The sequence below is a fragment of the Flavobacterium sp. genome (assembly GCF_041392085.1).
Taxonomy (GTDB): domain Bacteria; phylum Bacteroidota; class Bacteroidia; order Flavobacteriales; family Flavobacteriaceae; genus Flavobacterium.
In genome coordinates, this window is sequence record NZ_JAWKMW010000010.1 from 58394 (window position 1) to 73835 (window position 15442).

13 protein-coding genes are annotated in these 15442 nt (G+C 34.4%); 10 read left to right on the forward strand and 3 right to left on the reverse strand.

Features of this window, described 5'->3' with window-relative positions:
• Positions 1 to 295 precede the first annotated feature (295 nt).
• From R2782_RS09805 to R2782_RS09845, 9 genes are all read left to right on the forward strand, one after another.
• Entirely contained in the window at positions 296 to 1642 is a 1347-nt protein-coding gene (locus R2782_RS09805) for a Na(+)-translocating NADH-quinone reductase subunit A (RefSeq protein ID WP_371268056.1), read from the forward strand.
• Between the two features lie 27 nt (positions 1643 to 1669).
• A complete protein-coding gene (locus R2782_RS09810) occupies positions 1670 to 2884 on the forward strand; it encodes an NADH:ubiquinone reductase (Na(+)-transporting) subunit B (RefSeq protein WP_371268057.1) in 1215 nt (404 codons plus the stop codon).
• A gap of 4 nt (positions 2885 to 2888) precedes the next feature.
• Positions 2889 to 3614, forward strand: coding sequence for an NADH:ubiquinone reductase (Na(+)-transporting) subunit C (nqrC, locus tag R2782_RS09815; RefSeq protein ID WP_371268058.1), 726 nt, complete (start codon positions 2889 to 2891; stop codon positions 3612 to 3614).
• A gap of 3 nt (positions 3615 to 3617) precedes the next feature.
• Positions 3618 to 4286 (forward strand): NADH:ubiquinone reductase (Na(+)-transporting) subunit D, encoded by a 669-nt coding sequence (locus R2782_RS09820; protein WP_371268059.1) that lies wholly within the window; start codon positions 3618 to 3620, stop codon positions 4284 to 4286.
• A gap of 4 nt (positions 4287 to 4290) precedes the next feature.
• Positions 4291 to 5037: an NADH:ubiquinone reductase (Na(+)-transporting) subunit E gene (gene nqrE / locus R2782_RS09825; RefSeq protein ID WP_371268060.1), complete on the forward strand. Its 747-nt coding sequence runs from the start codon at positions 4291 to 4293 to the stop codon at positions 5035 to 5037.
• The gene (gene nqrF, locus R2782_RS09830; RefSeq protein ID WP_371268061.1) at positions 5037 to 6350 is read left to right on the forward strand and encodes an NADH:ubiquinone reductase (Na(+)-transporting) subunit F; all 1314 of its coding nucleotides are present in this window, start codon (positions 5037 to 5039) and stop codon (positions 6348 to 6350) included. Before nqrE ends, nqrF begins: the two co-directional genes overlap by 1 nt.
• Positions 6351 to 6492: 142 nt before the next feature.
• Positions 6493 to 6858, forward strand: a complete 366-nt coding sequence (locus R2782_RS09835; RefSeq protein WP_371268062.1) for a Na(+)-translocating NADH-quinone reductase subunit F — start codon at positions 6493 to 6495, stop codon at positions 6856 to 6858.
• Positions 6812 to 7855, forward strand: a complete 1044-nt coding sequence (locus R2782_RS09840) for an FAD:protein FMN transferase (RefSeq protein ID WP_371268063.1) — start codon at positions 6812 to 6814, stop codon at positions 7853 to 7855. Before R2782_RS09835 ends, R2782_RS09840 begins: the two co-directional genes overlap by 47 nt.
• A 93-nt stretch (positions 7856 to 7948) precedes the next feature.
• Positions 7949 to 10756 (forward strand): M16 family metallopeptidase, encoded by a 2808-nt coding sequence (locus tag R2782_RS09845; RefSeq protein WP_371268064.1) that lies wholly within the window; start codon positions 7949 to 7951, stop codon positions 10754 to 10756.
• Between the two features lie 54 nt (positions 10757 to 10810).
• Here the strand turns inward: R2782_RS09845 and R2782_RS09850 are convergent, their stop codons facing one another.
• Together R2782_RS09850 and map are read right to left on the reverse strand one after the other, a co-directional pair.
• Positions 10811 to 11575, reverse strand: a complete 765-nt coding sequence (locus tag R2782_RS09850) for a class I SAM-dependent methyltransferase (RefSeq protein ID WP_371268170.1) — start codon at positions 11573 to 11575, stop codon at positions 10811 to 10813.
• Positions 11575 to 12393, reverse strand: a complete 819-nt coding sequence (map, locus tag R2782_RS09855) for a type I methionyl aminopeptidase (protein ID WP_371268065.1) — start codon at positions 12391 to 12393, stop codon at positions 11575 to 11577. Before map ends, R2782_RS09850 begins: the two co-directional genes overlap by 1 nt.
• Before the next feature lie 265 nt (positions 12394 to 12658).
• On the opposite strand from map, the gene R2782_RS09860 reads away from it, so the two are divergent.
• Positions 12659 to 13945 carry an acetyl-CoA hydrolase/transferase family protein gene (locus tag R2782_RS09860; RefSeq protein ID WP_371268066.1) on the forward strand — a complete coding sequence of 429 codons (1287 nt, stop codon included), beginning with the start codon at positions 12659 to 12661 and terminating at the stop codon, positions 13943 to 13945.
• Between the two features lie 94 nt (positions 13946 to 14039).
• Here the strand turns inward: R2782_RS09860 and R2782_RS09865 are convergent, their stop codons facing one another.
• Complete coding sequence (locus R2782_RS09865; RefSeq protein WP_371268067.1) at positions 14040 to 15440, reverse strand: TolC family protein; 1401 nt, start codon at positions 15438 to 15440, stop codon at positions 14040 to 14042.
• Positions 15441 to 15442 lie beyond the last annotated feature (2 nt).

Below are 15442 nucleotides of genomic sequence, written 5' to 3' on the forward strand. Positions count from 1 at the left end.
GCTATATAATTTTCATTAAGAATATTTTTTCATAGTGATTGAACAAGTTTTCCTTACTATTTTTACAACAAAATATTACCATAAAATAACATTCCGGACTAAGAATACGGTTGTAAAATAATTTATTAAGAACTTAAAGCATTAGAAGTTAAAACAATGTGTTATTTAGAATTAATATAAATAAATAAAAAACGATTAGACATTTGTTAATCATGTACTTCATTTACTATTTAATTTTTAAATTTGCACCGTTTTTACTATATGTAAATTATTAACTAATCATATCTTCATTAATATGTCAAAAGACATTCGAATTAAAAAAGGGTTAGACCTTAAGTTGAAGGGTGAAGCAGACTTAAAAATTTCTGAAATAGCCCGCTCGAAAGTCTATGCTGTAAAACCTTCTGATTTCCATGGTGTTGTGCCAAAAATGGTAAAAAAAGAGGGTGAAACTGTCAAAGCCGGAGAAGTTCTTTTTTTCTCTAAATCAGATGAGAAAGTTAAGTTTGTTGCTCCGGTAAGTGGAAAAATCCAAGAGATTAAAAGAGGTGAAAAAAGGGTGATTTTAGAAATCACTATTTTAGCTGATACTCAGGATTCTTTTATAGAGCATAGTCCAAAAAATCCAAATGATTTATCGTCTGAAGAAGTAAAAGAATATTTGTTGGCTTCCGGTTGCTGGCCTTTTATCAAACAACGTCCCTATGATGTTGTTGCCAATTCTGCCGATTTACCAAAAGCAATATTTGTTTCGGCAATTCATTCGGCTCCTTTGGCATCAGATTTAAACTTCACTTTAAAAGGTAAAAAAGAAGCTTTGAAAATAGGTTTTGAAGCTTTGCAAAAACTTACAAAAGGAAATGTTCATGTGACTATAGCTCCTAATGCAGATTTTTTACCGGAAGGAATAAATATTAGTGTACACAAAGGTTATGGAAAGCATCCTATAGGATTAGTTTCAACTCAAATTGCTAAAATTGATCCAATAAATAAAGGCGAGAAAGTTTGGGTAGTTCAAATTGAAGATGTTGCCATAATTGGAGAATTGTTTTTAACCGGAAAGATTAATTTAGAAAGAACCTTGGCGTTAGCCGGAACAGGTTTTGAAAATCCTGGCTATGTAGTAGCAAAAATAGGAGCACAAATTTCTGATGTAGTTAACGCTAACTTGAAGCAAGGAAACTTTAGAATTATTAACGGCGACGTTTTAACAGGAGATAAAAAAAATATTACTGAAGGGGTTGGTTTTTATCACACGCAAATTACAGCTATTCCGGAAGGTAATGACTACGATTTCTTTGGGTGGAACTTACCAAGACCTAATAAATTCAGTGTTTATCGTGCCGGTATGTTTTCTTTTTTAACCCCGGGCAAAAAATACGATTTAAATACGAATACAAACGGAGAACATAGAGGTTTTGTCTTAACCGGAGAGTATGAAAAAGTTTGTCCGTTAGATATTTATCCAATGCAATTGTTGAAAGCTATTTTAGTAAAAGATATCGATCAAATGGAAGCTTTGGGAATCTATGAAGTTGCTCCAGAGGATTTTGCTTTAACAGAATATGTTTGTGTTTCAAAACAAGACCATCAACATATTGTTAGAGAGGGATTGGATGTAATGATTAAAGAAGTGGGTTAATTCATTTCAATATAAAAATTTCATAAAATGAGTTTAAAACAAAATTTACATAATTTAAAAGAAAAGTACCGTGGCACAAAGATGGAACAGTCTTTCAATGCGTTACATACATTTCTTTACATGCCTAATATTACTACTCATTCAGGTGCTCATGTACGGGATGCTGCAGATTTAAAAAGGGTAATGAATACTGTAATCATGGCAATGGTGCCGGTGTTGATTTTTGCAATGTTTAATGCGGGGTTTCAGCATTATGGACAAATTAACGGTTTCCCCTCCGGAATGTCTTTCTTTTCAACTGAGTTTTGGAATTTAGACAACTTTTGGGTAGGGTTTAGTAAAATCATACCGATGCTTGCTGTATCGTATGGTGTTGGACTTGGAATTGAGTTCATTTTTGCTACTGTAAAAAAACATGAAGTAGAAGAGGGGTATCTCGTTACCGGAATGTTAGTTCCCTTAATAATGCCGATAGATTTACCTTTGTGGATGTTGGCAGTTGCCGTAGCATTTGGGGTAATTATTGGGAAAGAATTGTTTGGTGGAACAGGAATGAATGTCTTAAATCCGGCCTTAACTATTAGAGCTTTCTTATTTTTCAATTGGGCAGCTTGGATGTCTGGAGATAAAGTCTGGGTTCACGGAGCTGTAGATAGTGTAAAAAATGCTACAGGTACTGATGCTATTTCGGGAGAAACAGTGTTGGGAACATTAGCCGCAAATAAAGAAGTTGGTTATTCCGTTTCAGATATGTTTTTTGGATTTATTCCGGGTTCTGTGGGTGAAACTTCTACGTTTTTAATTTTAGTTGGTGCTGCAATCTTAATTGCCTCAGGTATCGGAAGTGCTAGAATTATGATTTCTGCAGTAGTTGGAGCAGCCGTTATGGGATTAATCTTCAATAATATTGTAGATGCAGGAGTAATTACTGAATCTAGTAAATTCTACAGCTTGATGGCTTTCCCATTTTGGCAACATTTAATTGTAGGTGGTATTGCTTTTGGTATCGTTTATATGGCTACCGATCCGGTATCAGCAGCTCAAACGGCAACAGGAAAAATTATTTACGGTTTCTTAATTGGATTCTTCAGTATAATGATTCGCGTGTTCAATCCTGCCTATCCGGAGGGAGTAATGATGGCTATTATTTTAATGAATGTTTTTGCACCAACCATTGATCATTATGTGGTTCAAGCAAATGTGAAAAGAAGAATGAAACGTTTAAAAGTTAAAACCACTTAATATTATGTCAGCAAAACGTACAGATTCAAACGGATATACTATAATTTTTGCGGTAGTTTTAGTTGTAGTGGTTGGGGCTTTGTTAGCTTTCTTTGCGAATTTTACCAAAGACCTTCGAGTTAAAAATGATCAAGTAAAAGCTCAGATTGATATTTTATCAGCTATTGGTGTTGATGCTAATCGCTCCAATGCCTCAGAAATGTTCAGTCAGTATATAAAAGAACAAAAAGTCATCTCAGGAACAGAAGTTAGTGATGATGCTATGGCCTATTTAATTGATGTGAAAAAAGAACAAGAAGCTGCAAAAAAAGGTGAAACTCAACGGTTACCATTATTTGTAGCTCAAAAAGAAGGAAAAACAATTTACATTTTACCAGTGAGAGGCAATGGACTTTGGGATGCCATTTGGGGTTATATTGCTGTTAATGATGATTTAAAAAGTTTAAATGGAGTTTATTTTGATCACAAAGCAGAAACTCCGGGTTTAGGGGCTAATATCACTGAATCTTTCTTTAGAGATGATTTCAAAGGCGAAAACCTTTTTGATGCAACTGGAAATTTTAAAGGAATTGAAATTTCTAAGTCAAACGGTGACCCTAACAATGAAGATAAAACAGATAATCAAGTAGATGCAATTTCGGGAGCAACTATTACAGGAAATGGAGTGGGAGCAATGATTAACTCAGGCATTCGTTTATACTTGCCGTATTTTGAAACTTTAAAAAAATAGACCATGGCTAATACATCAGAAAAAGAACCCTTGTTTTCAAAGAAAAACATCGGATTAGTAAAAGACCCTTTAACGGATAACAATCCGGTAACGGTTCAGGTATTAGGAATTTGTTCTGCTTTAGCAATTACGGCCGAACTTAACGCTTCTGTGATTATGGCTTTGTCTGTAATCTTTGTATTGGGAGTGGGTAACGTAGTTATTTCTTTAATGCGTAATGTAATTCCTTCTTCCATTCGTATCATTGCTCAGTTAGTAGTTGTGGCTGCTTTGGTAATTATTGTAGATTTAACCTTAAAAGCCTATGTGCCGGATTTAGCAAAAAAACTTTCGGTTTTCGTAGGGTTAATCATAACCAACTGTATTATTATGGGGCGTTTTGAGGCATTTGCACTTGGAAACACACCTTGGAAATCTTTCTTAGACGGTGTTGGAAATGCAGCGGGTTACGGATTAATTTTGGTTATCGTGGGATTCTTTCGTGAATTGTTAGGTTCTGGAAAATTATTCGGTATTCCGGTTTTAGGAGATCCTGTTGAAAAAACCGGTTTGTATGCAACAGGATATGAAAATAATGGTTTTATGTTGTTGGCACCAATGGCCTTAATTACATTAGGATTAATCATTGGTTTCCAACGTTCAAGAAATAAAAACTTAATAGAAACACACTAAGAAAATGGAATTATTAGAGTTATTTTTAAAATCAATTTTTATTGATAATATGGTATTCGCCACATTCTTAGGGATGTGTTCGTACTTAGCGGTTTCTAAGAAAGTATCAACTGCTGTAGGTTTAGGAGCGGCTGTTATTTTTGTAATGTTGGTTACTGTACCGTTAAACTATTTGTTAGATCAATATATTCTCCGCCCGGGTGCTTTAGTATGGATGGGCCAAGAATATGCTGATTATGATTTAAGTTTCTTAACTTTTATTTTGTTTATTGCCACCATTGCGACAATGGTACAGTTGGTAGAAATGATAGTTGAAAAATTTGCTCCAGCATTATACAACTCATTGGGTATCTTTTTACCACTTATTGCCGTAAATTGTGCTATTCTTGGAGGGTCTTTGTTTATGCAACAAAAAGAGTTTGGCAATATAACCGAAGCAACTGTTTATGGTTTGGGTTCCGGCATTGGTTGGTTTCTTGCTATTGTTGCAATAGGTGCTATCCGTGAAAAAATAAGATATTCAAATGTACCACCCGCATTTAGAGGTTTGGGGATGACTTTTATTTTAACAGGTTTAATGGCTATCGGATTTATGTCTTTTGGTGGAATGTTAACCGGTGGTGATGAACCTGCTCCCAAAAAAGAAGTGGTAGAAAATGTAGTTTCAACAGAAGAAGTTTCTAATGCATCAGAAATCATTGATTCTGTTGCAACAGTAAATGATTCATTAACAAATAATACTCAGGAATAATGATAGCATTAGAAGTAAGTACAGGTGGATTAATTTCCACTACCGTTATTGCCTTTATGATTTTATTATTGGCTTTGGTAGGAATCATTCTTTTCGCTAAAGCAAAATTAGTTCCTTCGGGTCCTGTAAAAATTAAAATTAATGGGGAAAATGAAATTGAAGTAGGTTCAGGAAGCACCTTATTATCTACATTAGGTTCAAGCAAAATATTTTTACCTTCAGCTTGTGGTGGGGGCGGAACTTGTATTCAATGTAAATGCAAAGTTCTTGATGGAGGAGGAGAAGCATTACCAACCGAAGTACCTCATTTTAGCCGTAAAGAATTAGCAGAAGGTTGGAGATTGGGATGCCAAGTGAAAGTAAAAAGTAACATGGTTATTGAAGTGCCTGAAGAAGTATTCGGGATAAAAAAATTTGAAGCTAAAGTGTATTCAAATTACAATGTTGCCTCCTTTATTAAAGAATTTATTGTGGAATTACCCGAAGATATGCACTATGAAGCAGGTGGGTATATTCAAATTGAGATTCCTAAATGTGAAGTAAAATATTCAGATATTGATATCACGGCTCATCCACAAGAACATCCCGGTGAACCGGATAAATTTAAAGCAGAATGGGATAAATTCAATCTTTGGCCTTTAGTAATGAAAAATGACGACTTGGTCGAAAGAGCTTACTCTATGGCTTCTTATCCTGCTGAAGGAAGAAAAATCATGTTGAACGTGCGTGTAGCTACTCCACCATGGGATAGAAATATCAACGGATGGGCAAAAGTAAATCCGGGTATCGCTTCTTCTTATATTTTCTCTAGAAAAGCAGGTGATCCGGTAGTAGTTTCAGGTCCTTATGGAGAGTTCTTTATTAATGAATCTGAAGCTGAAATGTTGTATGTTGGTGGTGGTGCCGGAATGGCTCCAATGCGTTCACATTTGTATCACTTATTCAGAACTGTGAAAACAGGAAGAAAAGTAACCTATTGGTATGGAGGTCGTTCTAAACGCGAATTGTTCTACACCGATCATTTTAGAGCATTAGAAAAAGATTTTCCTAACTTTAAATTTTACTTAGCACTTTCTGAACCTTTACCAGAAGATAATTGGAAAGTAAAAGATGGAGTTAATGGAGAAGGAGATGGTTTCGTAGGATTCATTCACAATGTGGTAATTGATAATTACTTATCTAAACACGATAACCCGGAAGATATTGAATTGTATTTCTGTGGGCCACCAATGATGAACAAAGCGGTTCAAAAAATGGGAGAAGATTTTGGTTTAGATCCTGAAAATATTCGTTTCGACGACTTCGGAGGATAATTCACTTTTTTCTACGATTTTAAATTAAACCATTAAGTAGTTAAGTTATATTAAGTTTCAATACTTGATTTCCTTAATTCCTTAATGGTTTTTTTTCTTTTTCTTAAGAATCGTTTCTTTAATTTCTACTTAATTTTACAGCATGGAAGTTTTATCGCAACAAGATTTACATAACATCGCCATGAACCACGTGGGAAAAGAACTTGAAACCAAAGGCTTTGAGTTTATAGCTGTAAACAGTCAATTGAAACGACATCCACAGTTTGTGTGTGTTGACAAACTTACAAATACCTTACATTTTGTATTGGTAACGGTATATAATTATCCGGATAATCCCGAGGATTATGATGTTTTATGGATGGAAACATTTAAGCGACATGCTCAAAAATTAAAAGCCAAAATTTTGTATGCAGGTGTTGGGATAGCCAATGCAGTTGATTTTGAAAAGCCAATTTATAAAAATGAAGATTATATTATCAATTATAATGGGATCAAAGAAATTACTTAGTTTATATGCTATTTTTTTCTTCTTTTTTTCCTGTCAAAAAGAAGTAAAAGATAGACTTTTTATTATTCAAGGGGAAGCACAAGGAAGTACTTATTCTGTAAAATATTGTAGCAATAATGAAATCATTACCAGGAATAGTATCGATTCATTGTTGTTGGCTTTTGATAATTCACTTTCAACGTATCGAACGGATTCAAAAATATCCAAAATCAACCAAGGTGATTCTACAATTATTGTGGACGATTTTTTTGTAGAAACGTTCAAAACTTCTCAAAAAATTTACCAAGAAACCAATGGTGTTTTCGATCCCACCATCGGTGTTTTAGTCAATGCTTATGGATTTGGTCCTAGCCACAAGAAAATTGAATTAAATCAATCTAAAATAGATAGTTTATTACAATATGTTGGTTTTGATAAAGTGCGATTGAATGAAAACAGAACCATTTCGAAAAAATTCCAGCAAACCTACTTTGATTTTAACGCGATTGCACAAGGCTATTCGGTAGATGTGGTAGTAAGTTTTTTAAAGTCAAAAGGTATTGAAAATGGTATCGTTGAAATTGGAGGTGAAATTGTTGCTTTTGGAAAAAATACCAAAGAAAATAAGAATTGGGTTGTTGGTATTGATGACCCCACACAATCACCTGAAGAACGCACTTTAATCGCTAAAATCAAGTTGGAAAACTTAGGAATGGCCACTTCTGGAAATTATCGGAAAGTAAAAATCGATTCACTTACCGGTGAAAAATTCGTTCACATTGTTAATCCAAAAACAGGACTTTCTCAACAAAGTAAGATTTTAAGTGCAACCGTATTGGCTAAAAACTGCATAGATGCAGATGGCTATGCTACTGCTTTTATGGTGATGGATTTTAATCAAACTCAAACCTTTCTCAAAAACAGAAACGATTTGTATGTGTTGCTGATTTATATGGATGAGCAAAATACAATACAACAATTTAAAACTCCTAATTTTGATAGTCTTATTTTAGAATAATTCTAAAAGTAGGTTTTTTCGTTAAATAAACTATAATAAGTTATAACATTTAGAGTTATAGCTTTAGATTTACAATCCATTAATTATTTTTTTATGAAAAAACTAAACAAACTATTCTTGTTTTTGTTGACTTTACCATCCTTGGTTATTGCTCAAGAACTAAAATTAGACAGTCCTATTCCGATGGATCCATCGGTAAAAGTCGGAAAACTAAAGAACGGATTAACGTATTATATTAGAAAAAACTCAAAGCCGGAAAATAAAGTTGATCTACGATTAGTTATTAATGCCGGATCTATTCTTGAAAACGATGATCAACAGGGTTTGGCTCATTTCATGGAACACATGTGTTTTAACGGTACTAAGAACTTTCCAAAAAATGAATTGGTTGACTATTTACAAAGTATCGGAGTAAAATTCGGTCAGCATTTAAATGCCTATACAAGTTTTGATGAAACGGTTTATTTTCTTCCAATTCCGTCCAATGATCCGGAGAAATTGGAAAAAGGTTTTCAAATTATCGAAGATTGGGCATTTAATACAACCTTAACTCCGGAGGAAATTGATAAAGAGCGAGGTGTCGTTTTAGAAGAATACAGAATCGGTCTCGGTGCAGACAAACGAATGATGGGGAAATTTATGCCCAAAATGATGTATAATTCTCACTATGCTAAACGTTTACCCATTGGTCAAAAAGAAATTTTAGAAAATTTTACATATGATAAAGTGGTGAGTTTCTATAAAGATTGGTATAGACCAAATTTAATGAGCGTTATAGTTGTTGGTGATATTGATGTAGCAGAGATGGAGAAAAAAATTATTTCACATTTTTCTTCATACAAAAATCCTAAAAACGAACGTCCTAGAATTAAATTCGATGTGCCTAATCACAAAGAAACATTTGTAGCTGTAGAAAGTGATCCGGAAGCTGCATTCACGCAAGTACAATTGCTTTATAAAGATTATGATGAGCCTAAAGTGGTCAAAACTGTTGGTGACATGCGAGATGAATTAGCGATTGGCTTGTTTGCAACAATGTTAAACAATCGTTTGGAAGAAAAGAGAAACTCTCCAAATCCGCCTTTTACCTTCGGTTATTCCTATTATGGTGGAACTTATGCCAAAACAAAAAAAGCATTTCAGTCTTTCGCAATGGTGCCACAAGATAAACAATTGGAAGCTTTGAAATTACTTGTTGAAGAAAATGAAAGAGTAAAGGCTTTTGGATTTACAGCAGGAGAATTAGAAAGGGCAAAAACAGAGTTTCTAGCCCAAATTGAGCAGCAATACAATGAAAGAGATAAGACAGAATCTGAAAATTATGTTTGGGAATACCAAAGTAATTTTTTGCAAAATGATCCTGTTCCAGGAATTGAATGGACTTATTTAACCATGCAAAAACTATTGCCTACAGTTACGCTTGAGGAAACCAACAAGTTAATTAACGGTTACATCAAAGAAGATAATAGAGTTGTTATTTTGACCGGACCTGAAAAAGAAGGTATGGTTAAACCAACAGAACAAGAAGTATTAAATTCAATAAAGGTTGATAAATCTTCTATTACTCCCTATGTAGATGAAGCTGTTGCGGAAAGTTTATTGCGTAATCCTGTAAAAAAAGGTTCAATCGCGAAGAAAGAAACGAACGATAAAATTGGAACAATCACATTGACACTTTCGAATGGAGCAAAAGTTACCTACAAAAAAACAGACTTTAAAAATGATGAAATTCTTTTCGAAGCTCTAAGTTTTGGAGGCTCCAATTTAATTGGGAATGATGAGTTTGAAAAAGTACAATGGGCAATGAACGGTTTAACTGAAGCAGGTTTCTCAGGAATGAAGTTAAACGACATCAATAAATTTATGACCGGAAAAATTGCCCGCGTAAATCCGTATGTGGGAGGAACGCAAGAAGGTTTTAGAGGTTCAGCGACTCCAAAAGACTTAGAATACCTTTTTCAAACGGTTTATGCTTACTTTACTGATTTAAACATGGATAGAGAAGCGTTTGAAAGCTATAAAATCAAGCAAAATGGTTTCATGGCCAATATGAAAGCGATGCCTACGATGTATTTTCAAAATGAATTATACACTTATTTGAATCAAGATAACCCGCGATTTAAGGGAATTTTACCGGATGATGCTGCTTGGGAAAAAACAGATTATGAATTAGCATATAAAAAATACAAAGAACGTTTTGCAAATGCCGCAGACTTCCATTTTTATTTTGTTGGAAATATTGATGAACAAAAACTGGAAGTGTTCGCTAGCCAATATTTAGCCTCTTTACCATCAAACGGAACAACAGAAAAAGCGGTTGATTTGGGATATAGAATGAAAAAAGGTGACTTAAAAAAAGTAGTTAAAAAAGGGAAGGACCCGAAAAGCACTGTGAATATTATGTTCTATGGTGATTGTTCGTATGACGCCAAAGAAGCTCTTGCTTTGAGAGCAGCCGGAGAAGTTTTAACCATAAAGTTGATTGAGGAACTTCGTGAAAATGAAAGTGGTGTTTATGGTGCTAGTGCAAGAGGTAGCATGAGTAAAGTACCTTATGGGAGTTATAATTTTACCATAAATTTCCCTTGCGGACCTGAAAATGCAGAAACTTTGACACAATCGGCTTTGAGAGAATTAAACAAAATTATCGAGAACGGTCCGGAAGAGAAAGATGTAAATAAGTTCAAAGAAGCCGAAAAATTAGACTACAAAGAAAAAATCAAACAGAATAATTACTGGATGTCTTATTTAACACGTTCATTTACCTATGCTGTATCAGCAGATGAAATTTTACAAGTAGAACAAAAAATCGATGCAGTCACTGCTAAAGATATTCAGGCCGTGGCTAAAAAATACCTTTCAAAAGATAAGGTGGTGGCCATGTTAATGCCGGAAGAATAATTCAAAATGGTTTAATTTTATTTACTAGCCCACGGTTTTAATCGTGGGCTTTTTTTATTTAAAACAAACAGGAATAATTTCTCCTTTTGCCAAGCAATATTTCTCCACCAATTCAGGCGATATTTTCAAAGTATAATCTTCTTCGATAACTTTAAATCCAATGCTTCTTAATTTATCAAAATAATCTCTGCCATATACGCGAACGTGATCGTACTGGCCAAAAATTCTTGCACGTTCTTTTTCATCCGTAATGGAATCATCAGAAAATGTTGTGGCTTTCGACAAATCTTGCGGAATCTGAAAAATACCCATGCCGCCCGGTTTTAAAACGCGATACAATTCTTGCATAGCTTTGGTATCATCTGGAATGTGTTCCAAGACATGATTACATAAAATCACATCATACGAATTGTCTTCAAACGGAAGATTACAAATATCCGCTTTAACATCCGCTAAAGGGGAAAACAAATCAGTTGTCGTATAATCTAAATTCTTTAGATTTCTAAAACGTTTGTAAAATGCTTGTTCAGGGGCAAAATGCAAAACTTTTTTTGGAACTGTAAAAAAGTCTGTCTCCTCATTTAAATATAACCATAATAAACGATGTCTTTCTAACGAGAGTGTACTGGGTGATAAAACATTATTACGTTGCTTACCGTATCCGTAAGGCAAAAACATACGAAAACTTTTTCCATCAATCGGGTCTGTAAATCGATTTCCTTTTAATAAGAAAGCTAAAATTGGTCTTGCCACATAACTCAAACGAATTAATAATGGTCGCGGGATTTTATTTAATATGAATTTGAATATTTTTTTTATCATAATACCAAGGGTGATCTCCTAAACTCCTTCTCTTCATCACTCACAATCCCTAACGCATCATACACATATTGAAACGTAGAAAGCAATTCCGGTTTTCCATCAATCAATGCCACATTGTGTTCAAAATGAGCACTTGGTTTCATGTCGGCGGTTAAAATCGTCCAACCGTCTTTGAGTTGCTTTATATTCTTGGTACCCATATTAATCATTGGTTCAATAGCCACAACCATTCCTTCTACAAACAATTTACCTCGCCCTTTTTTACCATAGTTAGGCATTTCAGGGTCTTCGTGCATTTTTCTTCCTAAACCGTGACCAACCAATTCTCTTACTACGCCATAACCATTTGATTCACAATAGGTTTGTATCGCATTTCCAACATCTTCCACACGGTTACCAGCTTTAAACTGTCGTATGCCAATGTATAAAGATTCTTTAGTTACTTTCAATAATTTCTTTACTTCCTGACTTACTTCGCCAATTTCAAAAGAATACGCATGGTCACCATAAAATTCATTCATTAAAACGCCACAATCTACCGAAATTACATCGCCGCTTTCCAATGGTTTGTTATTCGGAATACCGTGGACTACCTGAGCATTCGGACTCATACACAACGAGTTTGGAAAACCATACAACCCCAAAAAAGCCGGAACGCCTCCGTGATCACGAATAAATTCTTCGGCTAATTTGTCTAAATATAAAGTCGTTACACCGGGTTTGATTTCCTTCGCAATCATGCCTAGTGTTTTGGATACTAATAGTGAACTTGCACGCATCAACTCAATTTCTTCTCTGGTTTTTGGGATAATCATACGCAAATTTTAAAGGCACAAAGGTACACTTTTTTATCTTTTTTTATCAGGAGCTATTTCCCGTCATTCGCTGCAAGCTTTTTTGTCTTGTTGTTTTTTCTAAAGCAATAAATGAGCTTCTGAAGTCGCTTTTTTTGCTAACAAAAAATCAACAATCCGACAAAAGGCTTTCCGCTACTACCGGGGCTAAAATCAGCAAAAACAATGAGAAATATCAGTTTTCAAACCAAAAATCACCCTTATCTTTGTTTAAAATTTAGGAATTATGAGCAAATATGTTACCGCAGAGCAAGCCGTAAAAGTAGTTAAATCCGGCGATAGGGTTTACGTTCAGGCTGCTGCTGCCTCACCAACTGTTTTAACTAAAGCACTAACAAATAGAGCATCCGAACTAAAAAATGTAGAAATTTGTCACTTACACACTGAAGGTGATGCCCCTTATGCCAATCCGGAATTAGCGGCAAGTTTTCATGTGAATTCTTTTTTTATTGGAGCCAATGTTCGTCATACGCTTAAAGCCGGAAATGGTTCTTATACCCCGGTTTTTTTGAGTGAATTACCTAATTTATTCAGAAAAAATGTGTTGCCTTTAGATGTTGTTTTTATTCATGTCTCGCCTCCTGACAGACATGGATATTGTTCTTTGGGTGTTTCGGTTGAAGCTACGGTGGCTGCTATCGAAAATGCAAAAACTGTTATTGCACAAGTAAATCCGCAAATGCCAAGAACGTTTGGCGATGGAATTTTACACGAGTCTGAAATAGACTTTTTAGTAGAAGTAAACGAACCTATTTATTCTCATGGTATTGAACCGTTTACGCAAGAAGAAGAAATTATTGGAGAGCATATAGCTTCCTTAATTGAAGACAAAAGCACTCTGCAAATGGGAATAGGTTCAATCCCTAATGCAGCATTAAGTAAGTTAACAAATCATAAAGACTTAGGATTGCATACCGAAATGTTTTCCGATGGGGTTATCGATTTAATTGAGAATGATGTAATTAATTGCAATTATAAAGGAACAACCAGAGGTAGGGTTTTAGCAACATTTCTAATGGGTTCGAGACGTTTATATGATTTTGTTGACGATAATTCTTTCGTGGAATTAAAAGAATCTTCTGCGGTAAATGATACCGCAAGAATTCGCAAAAACCCCAAAATGGTGGCCATAAATTCTGCAATCGAAGTAGATGTTACCGGACAAGTTTGTGCCGACTCCATCGGTGGAAAAATGTATTCCGGAGTAGGTGGTCAAATGGATTTTATGCGAGGGGCATCTTTAAGTGTTGGTGGTAAAGCCATTATTGCACTACCCTCGCAAACCAAAAGAGGCGAAAGTAGAATTGTGCCTTATTTAAAGCAAGGTGCCGGTGTAGTAACCACTCGTTCTCATGTTCAATATATTGTTACAGAATACGGAATAGCTAATCTTTACGGAAAAACGCTAAAACAACGCGTAGCCGAAATGGTAAAAATAGCTCACCCCAACCACCGTGAATGGATTGACAAAGCATACTATGAAATGATGGAAATTAAAAAGTTAATTAGTTGATTTTGTAGTATGGAAGTTTAAAAATTAGTTTAATAGATAGGTATTCTTTCTGGATTTTCTTTTAAACTCTTAAAACATCTATTTATCAACTTAACTATTCATTAAACAGCGGATTCGCAATTAATTTAAACAAATCGGCATTGGAAACACAGAATCGTAATTGGGTGTCTATTTGTTGTAAACTAGAGCTTAGTAAACTATTCTCTCTCGAATTAATTAAAAAGAGGGAACTTTCTCCAAAAAAGAACATTCGTTCTTCGGCTTCAAGCATTGTTGTAAAGTTATTTACTAATTCATTTGCTATGTCAATTTGCTCTTTCAACGAATTAATTTCTTGCAATTGATAATCAATTTTATTACGTAGTACTTGATTTTCAAGTTGCAAGTCTAATTCTGCATCTTGTAATTTGAACTTAGCCATTTTAAAATTGCCTCTTTCTTTTCGCAGAAAAAGAGGGAAGCTAAAGTTAATCCCATACTTATAATTGACGGTATTAAAATCACGTATAAATTTGGGTTCCGATAAATAATTGTAATTTAAATTAATAGTAGGTTTTAACAAATCGCCTTTAAGACGTTTTTCCACTTCTAAAATAGATACTTTATTTTGTAGAGAACGTATTTTTGGATGGTTTTGAAAGTCAATATCAGCCAATAATAATCCGTTTGTTTTTAATGTATTTTCAACCTTTTTTTCTAATTCGGTTTCAGGTGAAATGCCGTCTTGTAATTCTAACGGTAAATTGTTTTCAAACCATAAAAAATTCGACAATTCTAACTTTGATTTAAGTAATTTTAAGCGTGACTGTTCTAAACTTAATTTACGGGATTTGATCAAGATACCAGCTTCAATGCTGTCAATAGCGGGACGATCACCGGCAATGATTAATCCTTTTATACCATCATAACGAATTTGAGCATTCTTTAAAAAAGTTTCATAGAGCTTGTATTCGTTATAATTTCTATACCAATTAAAATAACTGTTTGAAGCTGTGTAAAGAACATTGGCCACTTCCAAGTCGCGTTCAGCCTGTGATAAATTATTGTAAATTTTGGCTTTTTTCAAATCGGCCATTCGGTCATTTATCAACAAACCTTGCCCAATGGGAACTGAAATTCCTGCCATTGCCAATCCGTTAGTCGGAACAGTGTTTTGTGGATTAAGATAAATACCTTCCATTTGATCAAAACCGGCTTTAATTTCAATTCCAAACCAAGTTGGGATTTTAAAAGTCGAATTTAATAAATCAAAGTATTCAGAATTTTTAAATTGTTTGTTTTCATAATCCACCTCAATTTTTGGGTCAAATCCCCCTCTTGCAGCAATGATTCCGGCTTGAGCTTGGCTTACTTCTAAATTGGCTTGTTTTACCAACGGGTGAAATTGTTTCACATAACCTAAATAAGCATCCAAAGTCAAAATTGAATCTGTTGCCAAATTTTGAGACCAAGAAACAACTGAAAACAACAATAATACATAGATTTTGTTTTTCATCG